This window comes from Candidatus Burkholderia verschuerenii, from assembly GCF_001189365.1.
Taxonomy (GTDB): Bacteria; Pseudomonadota; Gammaproteobacteria; order Burkholderiales; family Burkholderiaceae; genus Caballeronia; species Caballeronia verschuerenii.
Window position 1 is genome coordinate 1 of sequence record NZ_LFJJ01000101.1, and the last position, 19,128, is coordinate 19,128.

At 64.3% G+C, this 19,128-nt stretch carries 16 protein-coding genes; 8 read left to right on the top strand and 8 right to left on the bottom strand.

What is annotated here, in order from left to right; genetic code table 11:
- Both BVER_RS34010 and BVER_RS17285 read left to right on the top strand, forming a co-directional pair.
- On the top strand, positions 1 to 259 hold a 259-nt coding region (locus BVER_RS34010), incomplete at its 5' end, for a hypothetical protein (protein WP_232316601.1).
- Between the two features lie 97 nt (positions 260 to 356).
- A complete protein-coding gene (locus BVER_RS17285; protein ID WP_050454371.1) occupies positions 357 to 707 on the top strand; it encodes a YggL 50S ribosome-binding family protein in 351 nt (116 codons plus the stop codon).
- 67 nt (positions 708 to 774) lie between these two features.
- On the opposite strand, the gene msbA is transcribed toward BVER_RS17285, so the two are convergent.
- Positions 775 to 2,556 (bottom strand): lipid A export permease/ATP-binding protein MsbA, encoded by a 1,782-nt coding sequence (gene msbA, locus BVER_RS17290; protein ID WP_050454372.1) that lies wholly within the window; start codon positions 2,554 to 2,556, stop codon positions 775 to 777.
- Positions 2,557 to 2,674: 118 nt separating this feature from the next.
- A complete protein-coding gene (locus BVER_RS17295) occupies positions 2,675 to 3,955 on the bottom strand; it encodes an O-antigen ligase family protein (protein ID WP_050454373.1) in 1,281 nt (426 codons plus the stop codon).
- A gap of 205 nt (positions 3,956 to 4,160) precedes the next feature.
- Between BVER_RS17295 and BVER_RS17300 the strand changes: the two genes are divergently transcribed.
- Both BVER_RS17300 and BVER_RS17305 read left to right on the top strand, forming a co-directional pair.
- The gene (locus tag BVER_RS17300) at positions 4,161 to 5,108 is read left to right on the top strand and encodes a glycosyltransferase family 2 protein (protein ID WP_083452225.1); all 948 of its coding nucleotides are present in this window, start codon (positions 4,161 to 4,163) and stop codon (positions 5,106 to 5,108) included.
- A 23-nt stretch (positions 5,109 to 5,131) separates the two neighbouring features.
- Positions 5,132 to 5,893 carry a glycosyltransferase family 2 protein gene (locus BVER_RS17305; protein WP_050454381.1) on the top strand — a complete coding sequence of 254 codons (762 nt, stop codon included), beginning with the start codon at positions 5,132 to 5,134 and terminating at the stop codon, positions 5,891 to 5,893.
- On the opposite strand, the gene BVER_RS17310 is transcribed toward BVER_RS17305, so the two are convergent.
- Complete coding sequence (locus BVER_RS17310) at positions 5,894 to 6,952, bottom strand: glycosyltransferase family 4 protein (RefSeq protein WP_050454375.1); 1,059 nt, start codon at positions 6,950 to 6,952, stop codon at positions 5,894 to 5,896.
- Positions 6,952 to 10,470: a DNA polymerase III subunit alpha gene (dnaE, locus tag BVER_RS17315; protein WP_232316602.1), complete on the bottom strand. Its 3,519-nt coding sequence runs from the start codon at positions 10,468 to 10,470 to the stop codon at positions 6,952 to 6,954. The genes BVER_RS17310 and dnaE overlap by 1 nt, the downstream gene beginning before the upstream one ends.
- 226 nt (positions 10,471 to 10,696) lie before the next feature.
- On the opposite strand from dnaE, the gene BVER_RS17320 reads away from it, so the two are divergent.
- Positions 10,697 to 11,560 carry a sulfurtransferase gene (locus BVER_RS17320; protein ID WP_050454382.1) on the top strand — a complete coding sequence of 288 codons (864 nt, stop codon included), beginning with the start codon at positions 10,697 to 10,699 and terminating at the stop codon, positions 11,558 to 11,560.
- On the top strand, positions 11,561 to 12,427 hold the full coding sequence (gene gluQRS, locus BVER_RS17325) for a tRNA glutamyl-Q(34) synthetase GluQRS (RefSeq protein ID WP_050454377.1): 867 nt from the start codon (positions 11,561 to 11,563) through the stop codon (positions 12,425 to 12,427).
- 50 nt (positions 12,428 to 12,477) lie between these two features.
- Here the strand turns inward: gluQRS and BVER_RS17330 are convergent, their stop codons facing one another.
- The 4 genes from BVER_RS17330 to purT form a co-directional block, all read right to left on the bottom strand.
- Complete coding sequence (locus BVER_RS17330) at positions 12,478 to 13,968, bottom strand: DEAD/DEAH box helicase (RefSeq protein WP_050454378.1); 1,491 nt, start codon at positions 13,966 to 13,968, stop codon at positions 12,478 to 12,480.
- A 452-nt stretch (positions 13,969 to 14,420) separates the two neighbouring features.
- The gene (locus tag BVER_RS17335) at positions 14,421 to 14,792 is read right to left on the bottom strand and encodes an MliC family protein (protein ID WP_050454383.1); all 372 of its coding nucleotides are present in this window, start codon (positions 14,790 to 14,792) and stop codon (positions 14,421 to 14,423) included.
- 47 nt (positions 14,793 to 14,839) lie between these two features.
- Complete coding sequence (locus BVER_RS32630; RefSeq protein ID WP_198155285.1) at positions 14,840 to 15,010, bottom strand: DUF6726 family protein; 171 nt, start codon at positions 15,008 to 15,010, stop codon at positions 14,840 to 14,842.
- Positions 15,011 to 15,032: 22 nt separating this feature from the next.
- Positions 15,033 to 16,277, bottom strand: a complete 1,245-nt coding sequence (purT, locus tag BVER_RS17340; protein WP_050454379.1) for a formate-dependent phosphoribosylglycinamide formyltransferase — start codon at positions 16,275 to 16,277, stop codon at positions 15,033 to 15,035.
- Between the two features lie 338 nt (positions 16,278 to 16,615).
- Here purT and BVER_RS17345 point away from each other — a divergent pair, with 338 nt between their 5' ends.
- Together BVER_RS17345 and BVER_RS17350 are read left to right on the top strand one after the other, a co-directional pair.
- Positions 16,616 to 17,170, top strand: coding sequence for an META domain-containing protein (locus BVER_RS17345; RefSeq protein WP_083452226.1), 555 nt, complete (start codon positions 16,616 to 16,618; stop codon positions 17,168 to 17,170).
- A gap of 244 nt (positions 17,171 to 17,414) precedes the next feature.
- Positions 17,415 to 19,128, top strand: a 1,714-nt coding sequence (locus BVER_RS17350) for a DNA translocase FtsK 4TM domain-containing protein (protein ID WP_502255028.1), incomplete at its 3' end; no start/stop codon positions are given.

Below are 19,128 nucleotides of genomic sequence, written 5' to 3' on the forward strand. Positions count from 1 at the left end.
GCCATGGCGTAAGCCCTCCCGAGGGCAGGTTGACGAACTGGACATTCATCAACTTACACCACGGCCACCCCTGCCTCTGCGCTCCTGCCGCCTCAGCGTTTTTGCACATCATTCTGCACACTACCAGCGAACACCGGGAATGTTAAGTTTTGTTGGGGTAGAAAGCGCTTTGCGCCGCATGTCAATCAATCAGGATCACGCGATGGGTAGCTACAAGGGAAGAAGCCAGAATGAATGCGCGCAATTCGCTGCGCTGTAGATTTTTGAATCAGAAAGAGAAAAATCCTGATTTCTGAACAACATAACGTTGTGTTGATGTAACGGCTTCACATCAGACTTCCACCTCACCGATCCTCATGCCCGCACTCGCCCGCCCCCGTCAACTCAAGCACTACAATCGCCGCCAGCGGAAAAAGTACCATCTCGGCGAATTCCGGCAGTTGATCTTCAGCATCCACGCCGAAGCGGCACAGCCTCTGACGATCGACCAGGAAGACGCATTGATCGACGCGTTCATCATCGAATGCATCGAGCCGAGCGGCATGAGTTTCGGCGGCGGATTCGCGCACGGTTCGATCTTCGGGCATGATCAGCGCTCGCTCGACGAAACGCATCGGACCATCGTCGCGAAATGGCTGAACGTGCGCACGGAGTTTGCCCGAGTGCACGTGGGCAAACTCACGGACGGCTGGTACGCGTCGAAGTAAGCAATCGCTCAGCCATTTAGCGCGACGCGACGATCCTCATCGCCTCGCCGCTCTCATGCACGTTCCCTCAAGCCGTCTGCTGCTGATACTGAATCCGATGCAGATGCGCATACAGCCCGCCCATGCGCAGCAGTTCCGCGTGACTGCCCTGCTCCGCGATCTTCCCCGCTTCCATCACGAGAATGCGATCCGCGCGTTCGATCGTCGACAGCCGATGCGCGATGACCAGCGTCGTGCGCCCTTTCATCAGTGTTTCCAGCGCCGCCTGCACATGAAGTTCCGATTCCGAATCCAGCGCTGAAGTCGCTTCGTCGAGGATCAGGATCGGCGCGTCCTTGTAGATGGCGCGCGCGATCGCCAGGCGCTGACGCTGGCCGCCCGACAGACGCATGCCGTTGCCGCCGATCAGCGTGTCGATGCCTTCGGGCAGGCCGTTCACGACATCCGCGAGATTTGCCGCCGTCAGCGCCGACATCACGCGCTCGCGATCGGGCGTCTGTCCGTAGGCAACGTTCGCGGCGATCGTGTCGTTGAACAGCACGACGTCCTGGCTCACCATCGCCATCTGGCCGCGCAGGTCGTGCAAGTCGTATTCGGTGATCGGCACGCCATCGACCAGCACCTGTCCGCCCTGCGGATCGAAGAAGCGCGGCAGCAGATTGACGAGCGTCGTCTTGCCGCTGCCCGACGGTCCCGCCAGCGCGACCATCTCGCCCGGCGCGACCTTGAAGGACACGTGATCGAGCGTCGCGCGATCGACCGAATACGCAAAATTCACGTCGCGGAACTCGACCTCGCCGCACGCACGCGACAGATGCCGCCCGCCGCCCGCCGGCTCCATGGGTTCGTCGATCAGGCCGAAGATCAGTTCCGCCGCGGTCATGCCGCGCTGCATCGGCTGATTGATGTCGATCAGATGCTTGAGCGGCGAGATGACCAGCAGCATCGACGTGACGAACGCGACGAAGCCGCCGACCGTGGTCTGATCGTTGGCCGATTGCACGACGGCGATGGTCAACACGATGGCCAGCGCGATCGACGCCAAAAACTGCGTCAGCGGCTGCGCGAGACCGCCGGACACCTGCATGCGCATCGAGTAGCCGCGCAGCCGATGGCTCATGTCGGTGAAGCGGTCGATCTCGTACCGCTCGCCGTTGTGCACCTTCACGACCTTGTAGCCGCCGACGGTTTCCTCGACGACATACGACAGCTCGTTGGTCAGCGCCTGATGCTCGCGATTGAGCCGCCGCAGCCGCCGGTTGATCTTGCTGACGAGCCAGCCGATGGCCGGCAGGATCACCGCGACGATCAGCGTGAGCCACCAGTTGAGGATGAACAGATAGCCAAGCAGGAACACCACCGTCAGCGAATCGCGCACCAGCGTGACGACCACGCTCTGCAGCACGCTGAGAATCTGGTTCACCTCGAAGACGATCGCGTTGATGACCGTGCTCGCCGTCTCGCGCTGGAAAAATCCCGCGCTGGTGTGGATCATGCGGTGGAACATCTCCAGCCGCAGTTGCAGCAGGATCTTGTTCGACACATACGACAGGAAGTAGCCCGATGCGTATTGCGCCACGCCGCGCACCAGCGCAAGGCCGACGACCGCGAGCGGCACGAGCCATTTGGCGTGATCGCTGCCCTTCGCGCCGAAGCCGTGATCGAGCAGCGGTTTGAGCAGCATCGGAATGCCGGCCTCGGTCGCGGCGACGATACCCATCGTCGAGATGCCCAGGAACACCATGCCGAGCAACGGGCGGATGTATGGCCACAGCCGTTTCAGGAAGGCGGTCGGTGAAGATGCGTCGGTGCCGCCGATGGGCTTGCGCAAGCTTGCTGATTTATTCAAGAGGATATCTCCGCCTCGCCCGGCGCCGGTTCGCGGTGCGAGTACATAACGTCGTCGGCCGGACGATGACCCGAACGCGAATCGGTTCGCCGAATCGGGCCGTCAAATGATCGTTCCGTCAGCCGATGGGCCCGCGGCCCGGCTTGCCCTGTGGAATGCGGGCGTCATGGGTAATGATGGCGAGCAGCACGGCCCAGAGCAGCGCGATCAGCACGGTGCTCATCACCACCGTCAGCACGTCGATGCTCAAACCGAAAATGATAACCGACCCCGACACCGCGATTCCGCAGTACGCCGCCGTCGAGACATCGCGATGCGGCGACTTCCGGTAGCGGATGAAATACACCATCGGCCCGAAGTACAGCAACAGCAGACACACGACGCCCGCCGTACCCTGTTCGGCGATGGTCGAAAAGAACTCGCTGTGCGCGCGCTGATTGACCACCAGCGGCGACACCTCGCCCGCATCGGCGAGCATCTGCAATTCCGGCTTGAGATGACCTTTGCCCACGCCCATCAGCGGATGCGACTCGAACAGACGAATCGATGCCCGCCACAACTGCAGCCGCGCGCCGATGGAACTGTCCGGCGCGCCGCCGCCGTGCGACAGACGCACGAGATCGCTCTGCGTCGCCTCGACGCGCTCGCGGCCGATCGGCGACGCGAGCAGCGCCGTCATCGCGAGCACCACGATCACCAGCGCCGTCGCCCAGTGCCGCGCCTGACGGACCCAGCCGAAGTTGAGCGAGCACAGCACGAGGAACAGCGGAATCGCGAGCCAGCCGCCGCGCGTGCCCGACAGATACGACGCATAGATGCCCGCCACGAAACCGAGCACCTTCAGCGCGATACCCAGTCGGCGCAGCAGCGCGTTGGGGTACGTGTCCCAGCGGATCGTCATCACCGAGAGAAAGCCCAGCAGCAAAGCGGTGTTGCCGTAGGGAATCGGATTGGTAAAATCGTTGCCCAGCCGGTTCAGCTCGGTGACGGTCATGTGGATCGCGCTGTCGACGGCCCATACGCCCGCGCCGATCGCGCCGATCGCGCAGCCCCAGCCGACTGCCTTGAGGTATCTGATCGGCACATTGACGAGCAGCAGAAAGATGGGCAGCGCGATCGCGAAGCGAGACAGGCCGTCGAACTCGCGCGGCAGCCAGTAGCCTTCGATCGATTGCTGCAACGGTAAATACACCATGAAGCACAGCATGCCCACGGTGAATAGCGGATAAGCCTTGACGAGCAGCGCGGGCCTGAGCCGGAAGGACTTGCTGAAGCCGGCAAACAGCGCGATGGCGAGCAACACGAAGAAGCAATAACCGGTTCCGCCCCGAACCACGAGTGTGCTTGCAGGCGCCAGCAACACCAGGCCGGCGATGAGATAACGAAGCGTTTTTTCCAAATCGATGAACCTGACACGGGCGCGCTCGGCGGGTCCGACGCTCATCCCGAAAACCCGCGTTATTATAGCCGTTGCCGCTTGGCACAATCCTCGCTTTTGTCGCGCCGGCCCCACTGCGCCAAGGCTCGCCGGTCATACGAAAGGCTTCCAACCACACATGTCAGCAACACCGGACACAGCGACGAACGCCCCGCTCGCGAGCTTCATGCTCATTGCCTTCAATCAGGAAAAGACCATCGGCGACGCGATTTGCGGCGCGCTGGCGCAAACCTGGTCGCCGCTGGAAATCCTCATCTCCGACGACGCCTCCCGCGACGGCACCTACGCCGAAGCCGAACGCTGCGTGCGCGACTATCGCGGGCCGCATACGGTGCGGCTGTTTCGCAATGAGGTGAATCTGGGCATCAGCGCGCATCTGAGCGCACTGGTGGCGCGCACGTCGGGCGAAATGCTGTTCATCGCGGCGGGCGACGATATCTCCCGGCCCGAACGCGTCGAGCGCGTGATGCGTGTCTGGCTCGATAGCGGCAAGCGCCACGACCTGATCGCGACCGATCTGCAGGACCTCGACCGCGACGGCACCGCGCACGACGTGCTGCGCGTGACCGATCTCGACGGCTATCGCAGCTTCGAGGCGTGGTCGAGCGAGCGGCCGCATCTGGTCGGCGCGGCGCATGCATGGGCGCGCCGGCTGTTCGATGCGTTTGGCCCGATCGCGCCGGGCATCTACGGCGAGGATCAGATCATGGCGTTCCGCGCGATCATGAGCCACGGCGCGCATACGCTGCACGAACCGCTGGTGCTGTACCGGCGCGGCGGTTTGTCGGGCAAGCGCAAGTGGCGTACGCCGTATGACTACGTCGCGCGCGTGAAGCTTGCGAACATCAACGGCGCGGGCGAAACGCGTCAACTGACGAGCGATGCCGATAAAGTCGGCGTCGGCGCACAGATGCGCGCGCTGCTCGCCGGCAAATCCGCGCGCGAGGATTACGTGAGCGCCGTTTTCGGCGATGCGTCCATCGGCCGCAAGCTCGCGCTGTTGCTGAGCGCGAAGGACGTCGGCTTCGGCTTCCGTCTGCGGATGTTCGTGTATGCGACGTGTCCGTGGCTGCTCTCGCCGTTCTTCTTCGTGAAGTGGCATCTGCGCGGCTGAAGCGGCCCGCGAACAAAGAACATATGAACGCTCCAACACTCGGCATCGCCATCATCACGTACAACGCGCAGACGCGGCTCGCGCAATGCCTGGAGTCGGTCGCGTTCGCCGATGACATCGTCGTCGTCGATGGCGGCAGCACCGATGCGACGGCGAGCATCGCGCGCGCGCATCGGGCGCGGATGATCGAGGCGCGCGACTGGCCGGGCTTCGGTCCGCAAAAGAACCGCGCGCTCGATGCGCTCGCGACCGACTGGGTACTATCGATCGATGCCGACGAAATCGTGTCGCCGGAACTGGCAGCGTCGATCCGCGCGGCGATCGCTGCGTCGCAAGCCGATGTGTACGCAATCGACCGGCTTTCGAGCTTTTGCGGCGCGTGGGTGAAGCATAGCGGCTGGTATCCCGACTGGATTCCGCGTCTGTTCAGGCGCGGCACGGCGCGCTTCTCCGACGATCTGGTCCACGAGCGCCTTGTGTTGTCGACCGACAAGCCCGCCGCGCATCTGACCGGCAAGCTGATGCACTACTCTTACGAAGACTTCGAAGCCGTGCTGCGCAAGCTCGACGCGTATTCGACGGCGGGCGCGCGTCAGCGCCACGCGGCGGGCAAGCGCGGCGGTTTCGGCGTCGCGGTGTCGCGCGGGGCTTGGGCGTTTCTGAGGACGTATTTCTTGCGGCGCGGCTTTCTCGACGGCAAAACCGGCTTCATGATCGCGCTGTTCAATGCGCAAACGGTCTATTACCGCTTTCTCAAGCTCGCGCACATGAACGACGCGCGCTGATCAGCGCCGCCCGTCGATCTCGCACGCCAGTTCGACTAACGCCGCGACGTGCGCGTCGATGCTCGCGTCGTAACGTACGGCGCCGCCGTGTACGCGCTCGCGCCGCGTCCGGATCGCGCGTTCGACGACACGACGCAGATCGTCGGCATCGCCCGAATTGAAGATGTGCTTCGCATCGTCGGCAATGGCGTCGCCGCAGCCGATGCAGGCGGGAAAAATCACCGGCGTGCCGCACATCACCGATTCGATGCCGACCAGCCCGAACGGCTCGTAGCTCGACGCGAGGATCGTGAAATCCGCCGCGCGATAGGCATCCTCGATATTTTTGGCGTAGCCGATATAGCGCACGTTCGGCGCTCGATGCTCGGGCGCGCGTCCGGCCACGGCGATCACCACGTTCATGCCGGCCAGCGCACGCTCGATCAGCGGCAAGCCCTTGCGTTCGTGACTGCTCGACGGAAACAGCAGCACGATCTCATCCGCTCCAAATCCGAACTGCTCGCGCAAACGGGCGCGTTGCGCGTCATCGACCGGAGAAAAGCGCGCGTTGTCGACGGGCGGATACAGCACGCGAATCTTTCGATCGTCGATGCCGTACAGCGAGCGCAATTCGTCGCGCATCATGTCCGAGTGCGCAACGATCACCTCGGCCTGTGCATACTGCCGCCGCTCGAGCGCGATCTGCCGCGTGTCTGAGCGCTTCTCGCGCCGTCCGGTCGCGCGCAGAAAACCGATATGCGTGCCGCCGCAAATGGCGATTTCCGACCCTTCCACGCGATTGCAGCCGATCAGCACATCGACCTTGGCCTTCTTGCGCGCGCGCTTCAGCGCCCACGAGAAATAGGCGTCGCGCATTTTGCCCGGCACCAGCGACACCTTGATGCGATGCGCATCCACCAGCTTGCTTTCAGGCAGCGACCGGTCGATCTTGCGCGCGAAGAACGCGGGCTTCTGCCGCCCGTCGAATCCGGCGCGGGCGAGGCCGCGCACGAGATCCATCGCGTAACGTTCGAGGCCGCCGCTCAGCTTGAGGGCGTTTGCGGAAATACCGATGCGCATCAGTAAACAATTTCGATCGCACTGCCCGCGAACTCGCCGCGCAACGCGGTGATGAGTTCATCGGTCGGCTTGACGCGCCATTTGTCGCCGAGACGAACCTCGCCTTCGGCATGCTTGCTGCGATACACGATGCTCACGTTCAGCCCGTTCGGGATCGGCGCGGCTGGCGGACGCTGACGGCCATTGTCGCGCGTCGGTGCAGGCGCGACAGGCGCGGCCGCCTGCTCGCCCGCCGCATGCGCTTCCAGCACGCGACGCAGCCGCAGCGCATCGGCGTTGCCGTTCATCTCGACTTTCACCGATTGCGCATAGCGGCTGCGCGCGCGTTCGAGGTCCATCGCGGTATCGACGGTAAAGCGGATGCCGCCGGTGAACGCGTCATTACGCGCCATGCCCTGCACGACGAGCAGTTCGTCTTCCTTGAACAGCGCCTTGTTGGCTTCGAACTGTTCGTTGAAGACGGTGACTTCGCACTGGCCGCTGCCGTCGTCGAGATTGACGATCAGCATCTTGCCGCGCTGAGTCATCTGCGTGCGCATCGCGGAAATGACGCCCGCGACGAGCTTGTCGCGCCCTTCCTTCAGTTCGCCGATCTTCTGGCGTACGAAGCGGCGCACTTCGCCCTTGTAGGCATCGAACAAGTGGCCCGACAGATAGAAGCCGAGCGCGGTCTTCTCTTCCTGCAAACGCTTCTTGTCCGACCACTCGGCTTCGTCGACATATTCGTGCTTCGCGAGCGGCGCGTCGCCCATGTCGAAGAGACCGGCTTGCATCGCGTTGGCGGCGGCCTGTTCGGCGGCTTCCATCGCCATCGACACGGAAGCGAGCAATTGCGCGCGATTGGCGTGCATCGAGTCGAATGCGCCCGCGCGAATCAGCGCTTCCACCGTGCGCCGATTCACCACGCGCCGATCGATACGCTCGCAGAAATCGAACAGATCGGTGAACTTGCCGTCTTCGCGCGCCCGCAGAATTTCTTCGATGGCGTTCTGCCCGCTGCCCTTCACCGCGCCCAGACCATAGCGAATGGTCTTCGAGCGCTTGCCGTCGGCTTCCGCGACCGGCTCGAAGCGATACGCCGACTGGTTGATATCCGGCGGCAGCACGGCCATGCCGTTGGTCGCGCAGTCTTCGAAAAGAATCTTGACCTTGTCGGTGTCGTCCATGGCGAGCGACATATTCGCCGCCATGAATTCCGCCGGATGATGCGCCTTCAGCCACGCCGTGTAATACGCGAGCAGCGCATACGCCGCCGCGTGCGACTTGTTGAAGCCGTAGCCCGCGAACTTCTCCATCAAGTCGAAGATTTCGTCGGACTTCTCGCGCGTCAGACCATTCTTGGCCGCGCCTTCCGCGAAAATCTCGCGATGCTTGGCCATTTCCTCGGGCTTCTTCTTGCCCATCGCGCGACGCAGCAAGTCCGCGCCGCCGAGCGAGTAGCCGCCGATGGTCTGCGCCATCTGCATCACCTGCTCCTGATAGACCATGATGCCGTAGGTCTCTTTCAGAACAGGTTCGACGCGCGGATCGGGATATTCGGTGATCTCGCGGCCGTGCTTACGCGCGCAGAAGCTCGGAATCAGGTCCATCGGGCCCGGTCGATACAAGGCCACCAGCGCGATGATGTCCTCGAAGCGGTCCGGCTGCGCGTCCTTCAACATGCCCTGCATGCCGCGTGATTCCAGCTGGAACACGGCGACGGTGTTCGCTTTTTTCAGAATCGTGAACGATGCGGCATCGTCCAGCGGCACCTGCGCGAGATTCCAGTCTTTCTTCGACGGATCGAGTCGGCGGATATAGCGCTCGGCCCAATCGAGAATCGTCAGCGTGGTCAGGCCCAAGAAGTCGAACTTGACGAGGCCGACCGCTTCCACGTCGTCCTTGTCGTACTGGCTGACGACGCCGTCTTCGCCCTGCGTATAAAGCGGGCAGAAATCCGTCAGCTTGCCCGGCGCGATCAGCACGCCGCCCGCGTGCATGCCGACGTTACGTGTCAGCCCTTCCACGCGCTGCGCGAGCTCCAGCAGCTGATGCACTTCGTCTTCGGAATCGAAGCGCTCTTGCAGCGTCGGCTCTTCCTTCATCGCATCGGCGATGGTGACGTGCTTGCCCGGCTTGAACGGTATCAGCTTGGCGACGCCGTCGGTGAACATATAGCCGAGATCGAGCACGCGGCCGATGTCGCGCACTGCCGCCTTTGCCGCCATCGTGCCGAAGGTCGCGATCTGCGAGACGGCATCCGCGCCGTACTTGCCCTTCACGTACTGAATGACGCGGTCGCGCCCTTCCTGACAGAAGTCGATATCGAAGTCGGGCATCGACACGCGTTCCGGATTCAGGAAGCGCTCGAACAGCAGGTTGTAGCGCAGCGGATCCAGGTCGGTAATGCCGAGCGCATACGCGACCAGCGAACCCGCGCCCGAACCGCGGCCCGGACCGACCGGCACGCCATTGTTCTTCGCCCACATGATGAAGTCGGCGACGATCAGGAAGTAGCCCGGAAAGCCCATCTTGATGATGGTGCCGCATTCGAAATCGAGCCGCGCGTAGTATGTTTCGCGCTGCGCTTCGCGTTCGGCTTCGTTCGGATAGAGCTGCTGCAGACGGACTTCGAGACCTTCCTTCGACAACTGGATGAGGTAGTCGTCGAGCGACATGCCATCGGGCGTCGGGAAAAGCGGCAGCTTCGGCTTGCCGAGTTCGAGCGTCAAATTGCAGCGCTTGGCGATCTCGACGGTGTTCGCCAACGCGGACGGAATATCCGCGAACAGCGCGCACATCTCGTCCTGCGTACGGAAAAACTGGTCCTGACTAAAGCGCTTCTGCCGCCGCGGATTCGCGAGGATATCGCCCTCGGAAATGCACACGCGCGCTTCGTGCGCGGTGAAATCGTCCGCCGTCATGAATTGCAGCGGATGCGTGGCGACCACCGGCAATTTGAGCTTCGCGGCGAGCTTGACCGCTTCCTGCACATACGACTGTTCGCCCGGCTGGCCCGCGCGTTGCAGTTCGATATAGAACGCGTCCGGGAACAGCTTGGCCCAGCGCTCGGCGTTGCGTTGCGCGCTGGCCGCATTGCCCGCCGCGAACGCCATGCCGATATCGCCGCCCTGCGCGCCCGACAGCGCGAGCAGACCTTGCGCCAGGCCTTCTTCGAGCCATTCGACCAGCACTTCGGCGCGGCCGCGATACTGATTCGTCAGCCACGCGCGGCTCAGCAATTCGCACAGGTTGAGATAACCCTGCTTGTCGCGCACGAGCAAAAGAAGGCGCGAAGGCTTGTCGCGGTCGGCGGGATTGGTGATCCAGACATCGCAGCCGACAATCGGCTTGACGCCCTTGCCGCGCGCTTCGTTGTAGAAGCGCACGAGACCGAAAGCGTTGCCGAGATCGGTCAGCGCGAGCGCGCCCTGACCGTCTTTCGCGGCAGCGGCCACGACATCGTCCAGCCGCACGATGCCGTCGGCGATCGAGAATTCGGAGTGGACGCGGAGATGAACGAAACGGGGATCTGACATGGCGGTATTGTACATGCGGGCCGTCGCGAAAAATCGTCTCGGGCGCGCCGTTGGCCGAACGGATAAGGCTTTGAAAGCGTTTGAAATTGCGCTCGCGCAAAGGCTCTCGAGACACATCGGCGAATCGGGCGAAGACCTCAGCCGTTTGCGGGATAATACGGGTTTTGCGGGACATCTCGCGTCCGCATTTTTTACTCGTTACCGCTGCAAGCAGCATCCGTCGATCATGAGCATTCTGAACCTCTCAGCCTACAAATTCGTCACCATCGAAGACGGCCCCGCGTGGCGGCCGCTCGTCACCGAACGCTGCAACGCGCTCGGACTCAGGGGCACGATCCTGCTGGCGCCGGAGGGCATCAACCTGTTCGTCGCAGGGCCGATTCCGCAAGTGCGCGAATTTATCGATTACGTGCGCAACGACGCGCTGTTCGGCGGGCGTTTCGCCGATCTGCAGTTCAAGGAAAGCCTGTCCGCGAAACAGCCGTTCCGCCGCATGCTGGTCAAGCTCAAGCGCGAAATCATCACGATGAAGAAGCCGGCGATCAAGCCGGAACTCGGCCGCGCGCCCTTCGTCGATGCACCGACGCTCAAAGGCTGGCTCGATCGCGGCCACGACGACGAAGGCCGTCCGGTCGTGATGCTCGACACGCGCAACGCCTTCGAAGTCGATGTCGGCACTTTCGATAACGCGCTCGATTACCGCATCACGAAATTCAGCGAGTTTCCGGAAGTGATCGAGCAGAATCGAGCCGATCTGGAAGGCAAAACGGTCGTGTCGTTCTGCACGGGCGGCATTCGCTGCGAAAAGGCCACGATTCATATGAAGGAAGTCGGCATCGATCACGTGTATCAGCTCGAAGGCGGCATTCTCAAGTATTTCGAGGAAGTCGGCGGCGCGCATTACAACGGCGAGTGCTTCGTGTTCGACTATCGCACCGCGCTCGACCCGAATCTTCAGCCGACCGCGACCGCGCAATGCTTCGGCTGCCGCGCCGTCGTGAGCGTGGAAGACCAGAAGTCGCTGTTCTACAAGCCGGGCGAGACGTGCCCGGCCTGCCATCCCGAAGCGAAGGTCGGCGCTGCCGCGTAGATGACATATCGCGGCCGATTCGCGCCCTCGCCTACCGGCCCGCTGCACGCGGGATCGCTCGTCAGCGCGCTCGCCAGTTATCTCGATGCGCGCGCGCATGGCGGACAGTGGATCGTGCGGATCGAGGATGTCGACGAACCGCGCACGGTTCCCGGCGCCGCCGATGAAATCCTCGCGACGCTCGCGCATTTCGGCATGCATTCCGACGAAGCGCCCATCTGGCAAAGCGAACGCGGCGCGGCGTACGAGCACGCGCTCGAGCGCCTGCAAGCCGTTGGCCTCGTGTATCCGTGCGGCTGCACGCGGCGCGAAATCGCCGATTCGCTCCTGCACGCGCGACACGCGACGCTCGCCTATCCCGGCACCTGCCGCAACGGCCTGCACGGCAAGCCCGCGCGCGCGTGGCGGCTGCGCGTGCCGGACGGCGACGCGGCGCGCGTGAGTTTCGTGGATCGCTGGCAAGGACCGCAGACGCAGGATCTGGCCACGGAAGTCGGCGATTTCGCGCTGAAGCGCGCGGACAGCTTGTGGGCGTATCAACTGGCCGTCGTCGTCGACGATGCGGACGCCGGCATCACCCATGTCGTGCGCGGCGCGGATCTGCTCGATTCCACCGCGCGGCAGATCGTCCTGCAACGGTGTCTGAACGTGGCGACGCCGTCGTATCTGCATGTTCCGGTCGTCAACAATCGCGAAGGCGAAAAGCTCAGCAAGCAGACGGGCGCGGAGGCGCTCGATCGCGATGCGCCGCTCGATGCGCTAGTGCGCGCGGCGCGGCATTTGGGGATCGAGACGGCGGAAACGGAGTGGCTGGATTCCTTTTACGCCGAAGCAACATCCCAATGGGCACGACGCTTCGGCCCATAAAAAATGGCAACCGCGCAGGTTGCCATTTTTTGTTGAGGCGCGCCCGCCGCTCAGGAATTGCGACGCGGCATGCCCAGACCGCCGAGTAAGGCGGCGAGCGGCTGCTTCGGCGCGCTCTTGCGCTCGGGTTCCGGCTGTTGCTCTTCGCGCTTCATCGCGGACGGCGACGGTTCATACGGCTTATAGAAAAACTCGTCGACCGGCTGCTTGCGCGGGCGATCGTACGAACTGCCGCTACGACGACGCGAGCCCGACTCGTCCCGCGACGACGCATGGCGATGTTCGCCGCGCTCGCTGCGTTCCCCTCGCGCCGGCCGCTCATCGCGCCGCGACGACGAACCGTCGCGGCGCATCGGCGTCGCCACTTCCAGCGGCAGCACTTCGAGCGGACGCTTGATCAGCTTTTCGATATCGGCGAGTTGCTTGCGCTCGTTGGCGCTGCACAGCGACAGCGCATCGCCCGATGCGCCCGCGCGGCCCGTCCGGCCGATGCGGTGCACGTAATCTTCCGCGTTGAACGGCAGATCGAAGTTGATGACCGCCGGCAGTTCCGCGATATCGAGACCGCGCGCCGCGACGTCGGTTGCGACCAGCGCCTCGATTTCTCCGCGCTTGAAGGCGTCGAGCGCCTGCATGCGCTCGCTCTGCGAACGGTCGCCGTGAATCGCCGTGGCGACGATGCCGTCCTTTTCCAACACGCGCGCCAGCCGGCTCGCGCCGATCTTGCTGTTGCAGAACACGATCACCTGCTTCAGCTCGCGATCGCGGATCAGCTGCGCCACCGCGCCAGATTTATCGCTCTCGTGCACTTCGTAGACGATCTGACGCACGTTCGCGTTGGTCGAGTTGCTGCGCGCGACTTCGATTGTCTGCGGATTGCGCAGATAAGTCGACGCCAGCTTCTTGATTTCAGGCGAGAAAGTGGCCGAAAACAGCAGCGTCTGACGCTCCTTCGGCAGCAGATTCAGAATGCGCTGCAAGTCGGGCAGAAAGCCCATGTCCAGCATGCGGTCGGCTTCGTCGAGGACAAGCATCTGCACCTGACCGAGATTGACGGTCTTTTGCTGGACGTGATCGAGCAGACGGCCCGGCGTCGCAATCAGGATTTCCACCCCGCGACGCAACGCGTCCGACTGCGGATTCATGTCGACGCCGCCGAAGACCACCGTGCTGCGCAGCGGTGTGTGCTTCGAGTAAGTCTGCACGTTGGCGGCGACCTGATCGGCGAGTTCGCGCGTGGGCGTGAGCATCAGCGCGCGGACCGGATGGCGCGCGGGCGATGCGCTGGTGTTCGCGCTCGGCAGCAGACGCTGGATGATCGGCAGCGAGAAACTCGCCGTCTTGCCCGTGCCGGTTTGCGCCGCGCCCATCACGTCACGGCCCGCCAGCACGACGGGAATGGCCTGGGCCTGAATGGGCGTGGACGTGGTGTAACCCGACTCGCTCACCGCCTTCAGGATGTCGGGTGACAAACCGAACTGGTCGAACGTAGGCGCGGCCGTGGTCTCGGTGGACGGGTTCGTGGCGACGGAATCTGACATGGTGACTATGGTGGCTTTCGCTAAAAGTCCGCTCGATGCGGCGCGCGTCTCGGATCGATCGACGACGCGTGGGTGTTTCGGTGACGCGGAATGGTCCCCGATGCAATGCGCGTGGCGCCACCGTTCGCCGACAGCTTAAGCGGCCGGCCTGAGCGCACGAGCGCCGATGGACAGGCTGGCCGTGCGCCGGATATGCCGCCGCGCTCCGATGGAACACGGCTTCGATGACGTTTTCAAGGCACTTCGCTGCGCTCGCGACGGCCTGACGCCTGCCTGCGCGCCGGTGCTCGCACGGCACCCGGCCTGCGCTTCAGGCCCGCGTCAAGCCAAGCCCGGCCGAAAACCGAATTGAAACAACGGTTTTTAGTGCCGGAAAGCCGCACATTGTAGCACCGAGCGCCTGACTGCTCCGGCCGGAGCGTGTCAGCAGACCGCGCGCCCGCTCCGCGCTCCTACTTCCCGCGCGCCTGACACTCCGCGAGCAGCGGCGGCGAATCCTTCGCGGCCATCTCGTCGTAGAGATTCGCTTCCGGGCCCTTGGTCCACCACGTGTATTGATCCGCGACGTATTTCGCGCCCGAACCCGCGATCACGTTCACGGACAACAGCTTGCGTTCGTCCACCGTCAGCGCCGCGAAGCTCTGATGATTGCGCGTGTTCGTGTACTGCACCGACACGCTCTTGCCGCCCTTGCAGTCGTACGTCGTCGTCTCTTTCGACGCGGTCTGGATCTGCGGCACGGTGAGCGGCATCGCGAATGCGGTATGCGCGGCGGCCGATGCCACGCAAGCCACGGCGGCGGATGCGGTCAGGATTCGTTTCATCGTCATGCTCGATAGTCTTGGATGGATCGCGCGAGTTCCATTGCTGATCACGGGTCGATGACGTCCGCGCAGGCATCGGTCGGCGCGGCGGCGACGTGGCCCACGACCGGCATGATCTTCAGCCCCGCCGATACGATCCGGCACGGCGCGGCGGCCAGGCCGCATCCCGACAGGCTCATGCAGATGGCGACCAGCGCCGCGATCACTCTCACGCTCACGTTCTTCTCCCGCCTGCAGCCGTTATTTGGCCGATACCGGCCGCACTTTCGATGCCGCCAGTTTCGCGCGCGCACGCGCCTCGTCGGTATCCGCGCCCGTGGCCACGGCCACGCCCATGCGACGCTTGACGAAGCTTTCGGGCTTGCCGAACAGCCGCAGATCCGCGCCCGGCACCGTCAGCGCTTCCGCGACGCCCTCGAACGCGATGCCCGCTTCGTCGAGCCCGCCGTAGATCACCGCCGACGCGCCCGGCGCGCGCAGCGAGGTATTGACCGGCAGACCGAGGATGGCGCGCGCATGGAGTTCGAACTCGGAGAAACGCTGCGTCGCCAGCGTGACGAGGCCGGTATCGTGCGGACGCGGACTGACTTCGGAGAACCAGACGTCGTCGCCGCGCACGAATAGCTCGACGCCGAACAGGCCGCGTCCGCCCAGCGCGGTCACGACTTTCGCTGCGACGTCGCGGGATTTTTCCAGCGCGGCGGGACGCAGCGCCTGCGGCTGCCAGGATTCGACGTAATCGCCCGCGACCTGGACGTGACCGATCGGATCGCAGAAATAGGTCTGCGTTTCGCCGGTTTGCGGATCGGCCGCGCGCACGGTCAGCTGCGTGATTTCGTATTCGAAGTCGATGAAACCTTCCACGATCACGCGCCCGTGATTGACGCGGCCGCCCGCCATGGCGTAGTTCCACGCGGGTTCGACGTCGGCATCGCTGCGCAAAACGGACTGGCCCTTGCCGGACGACGACATCACTGGTTTCACCACGCACGGAAAGCCGATGCGGGCGATCGCCGCCTTCATCTCGTCGAGCGATTGCGCGAACGCATACGGCGAGGTCGGCAAACCGAGTTCCTCGGCAGCCAGTCGGCGGATGCCTTCGCGATTCATCGTCAGTTGCGTGGCGCGCGCTGTCGGAATGACCGTCGCCGCGCCATCCGCTTCGATTTGCGCGAGGGCATCGGTTGCGATCGCCTCGATCTCGGGCACGATCAGATGCGGACGCTCCTTTTCCACCAGCACACGCAGCGCGGCGGCATCGGTCATGTCGATAACGTGCGCACGATGCGCGACCTGATGCCCCGGCGCGTTCGGATAGCGATCCAACGCGATTACCTCGACGCCCAGCCGCTGCAACGCGATGATCACTTCCTTGCCCAGTTCGCCCGCGCCCAGCAGCATGACGCGCGTGGCCTGCGGCGAACCCGGCGTGCCGATGCGCAGCGGCGAGTTGGCGGTGTTCTTGCGAGGTTGATCGGTCTGCATGCGTGCTCCGGAAAACGTTCGAATCTGCGGGAAAGGCCGGTGAATCCAGCGATGGGTTCAGCGAATGGCCGCGATGTTAACATGCACCGCCGGCCGCCCACACCTCGGCCGATCGGCATAGGCAAATTGCACGGACGGCGCGTTTTGGTGTCGATGAGTCAGCTGGCGATCCCCACGTCCGCGCACATGATTGACAGCGGTCAGTCGCTTCGAATTCCCCTTGCCGACTCGGTGAGAACCCGGCCCGGCAGGCTTTATCGTTTTGTTGCACATCGCCGCTAGACAAATAATAGGACGAGTGCGATACGCTTACGGTTTCGCCCGCTTCAGGACTCTCGATGCCCACGCCATTTCACCGCATGCCGTCGTTGCGAACATCATCGCGCGCGTCGGCGTGTTTTCTGTCCTGCATGACGGCACTCGCCGCACTCACCCTCGTTTCCGGCTGCGCGTTACCGAAGCATCCCGACGTCGCCGCGCCGCCCACGGACCCGTACAATCCCGCCGCCACGCAATTGCTCGACGACACGCAATGGCAGCTCACCGGCTGGACCGACGCGAGCGGCCAGGCGCGCGCCGTGCCGACCGCCGCGCAAGGAGCGCAGCCGCTCACGCTCGATTTCTCGACGGAGAGCGGACGGCGGCGCGTCAGCGGCTTTGCGGGCTGCAACCGCTTTAACGGCACCTATACGCTCAAGGACGGCAAGGTCGCGTTCGGGCCGCCGGCCGCGACGCGCATGGCCTGCGCGAGCAGCGCGGGCGCGCTGGAGCAGCCGTATCTGGATGGCCTCGCGCATATCGCGAAAAGCGGCGTGCAGATGAATCCGCCACAATCGCTCGAACTGACGCTCGAAGACGGTCAGACGCTGACCTTCGGACAGCGCGGCAAGTAACGGGGAATCGGGCCGTGATCCGGGCGGCGAGAGTGTTGCGCGCGCGCCATGCATGGCGCCGATCGCGGCGTCGTCCGCGTGCGGGTGGCGCGTCTCCCGTTACACTGGCCAATCAACAGACCTGAAACACACCTGAGCACCACCTGATCGACAGGCAAGACCCGGACACTTCACGCACGATGCGTCGGGCGGTCCGGCAGCTTTATCCGTCTCACCTAATACTGGTTCACTCTTCAGCATGCAAATGGCAGTTCTCGGCTGGTTCGGCGCATCGGTCGTCTGGTTTCTTCTTCTGCTTTGGCGCGTAGTCAAATCCGCGCTGCCGGGCGGCGGCCTGCGCGGTCCCGGCACGATTCGTCTCTGGGTCGGTTTCGTCTGCGTGCTGCTTTCGAGCGCGATGCTCGAAGGCACGCTCGCCCATGCAATCGAGACCGAGCTCGGCATCAACCGCGCCGGCCGGGCGCTGGCCGCCTCGCTCGTCGAGCCTGCGGGCGCGGGCGTGATCGCCGCGCTGGTGCTCGCGGTCACCGCGCCGTGGCTGGTCGAATTCAGCTGGCGATCGGTGCTGGCGTGGGCCGACGAAGCATTCGGCTTCGATTTCCCGCGAAGCTGGGTCACGCCGCGCGAAGCCGAAGGACGCGAGAGTGGCACGCGCGAAAGTAGCGGGCGCGAAACGCAGCGCGCGGAGCCGCGTCAAAGGAAGGTTCGCGACAAGTCCAAGTGGTGGCGCGAGCGGCGCGCCCGCGACAAACATCAGAAATCCGATGCGCCGTCGCGCGGTCTTAACGGCGAGCGTATCGATCCGCCCTTGCCGCGCGTCTCGGGCGATGAACCCAAGCTCGGCCTACCGACCGGCGGCAAGAGCGGGCGTTATCAGCGTCCGACCGTCTGGCGGCCGCCCGCGAGCGCGAAATCCGGCATCAAACGCGCGAACGCGCAGCAGGAACCGACCTGGCGCGCGCCGGCCGAATCGACGCCGCGTGCCGCATCGGCGGAACCGGGTGCGCCGGCCGGATGGCTCGATGCGAAGTCCGTCGACACGAAGCCTGTCAACGCGACCGCACCCGCTCAGGCGTCGGCCGGCATGGCGAGTCGCGAAGGCTTCGGACGAAGCCCCGGCGTTGCGCCCGCGTCGCATCACCCGGCTTCGATGCCGGAGCGCGCGACGACGCCTCGCGCCGCGACGGTGTCTCGTCCTGCAGCGAGCACGGCCGTATCAGGCGCGCGTCGTCCGATGCCTGCGTCGTCCGCCCAATCGGCGCAATCGGCACCGCGTCAGGTGACGCAGACCGCGCCCGCCGCCGTGCGTCGCTCGGTTCCGCCACGGCAAGCGCCTGCCAGCACGACCGCGCGCGATTTCACCGCGACCGTGCTCGCCGCGCCCGCGTTCTCGCGCCCGTCCGCGCCGCCGTCGCAGCCGCCCGCGCCTGATTCGGTGCGGGCGACGCTGCGTTCCATCGAGGAAAACGCCGCGTTGTGGACGTCGCTCGCCGGTGCGAGCCTTGCGCGGGATCATGAGGCGCAGGCGCATCCGGATCGGGCGGCGGAGGTGCCCTTCCCTGTTGCTTCGGATGCGCTTGTTGCACCTGTCGTGGCGGCTGCGTCTGTTGCACCGGTCTCGCCTGTTACGCCAGTCGCGGATCTCGCACCGATCGCTCCTGTTGCATCGGTCGAACCTGTTGCATCAATCGCGCCTGCTGCGCCTTTCGAGCCTGTTGCACCGATCGCGCCGTTCCAGCCCGTTGAACCTGTTACGCCGATTGCACCTGCTGCACCCGTCGAATCCGCCGAGCCTGTCGCGCAAGAGGAAGCGCCGAGCGACAACGCTGTGCCCACGCAAGCGCCATCGACCGCATTCGTGGAACCGTCGGCAGCCGATCAAGACGCAGCGGAATCGCGCCAAGAGGACGAGCAAGCGATCGTGCAAGAGCACGACCTGCCCGCGACCACCCACATCG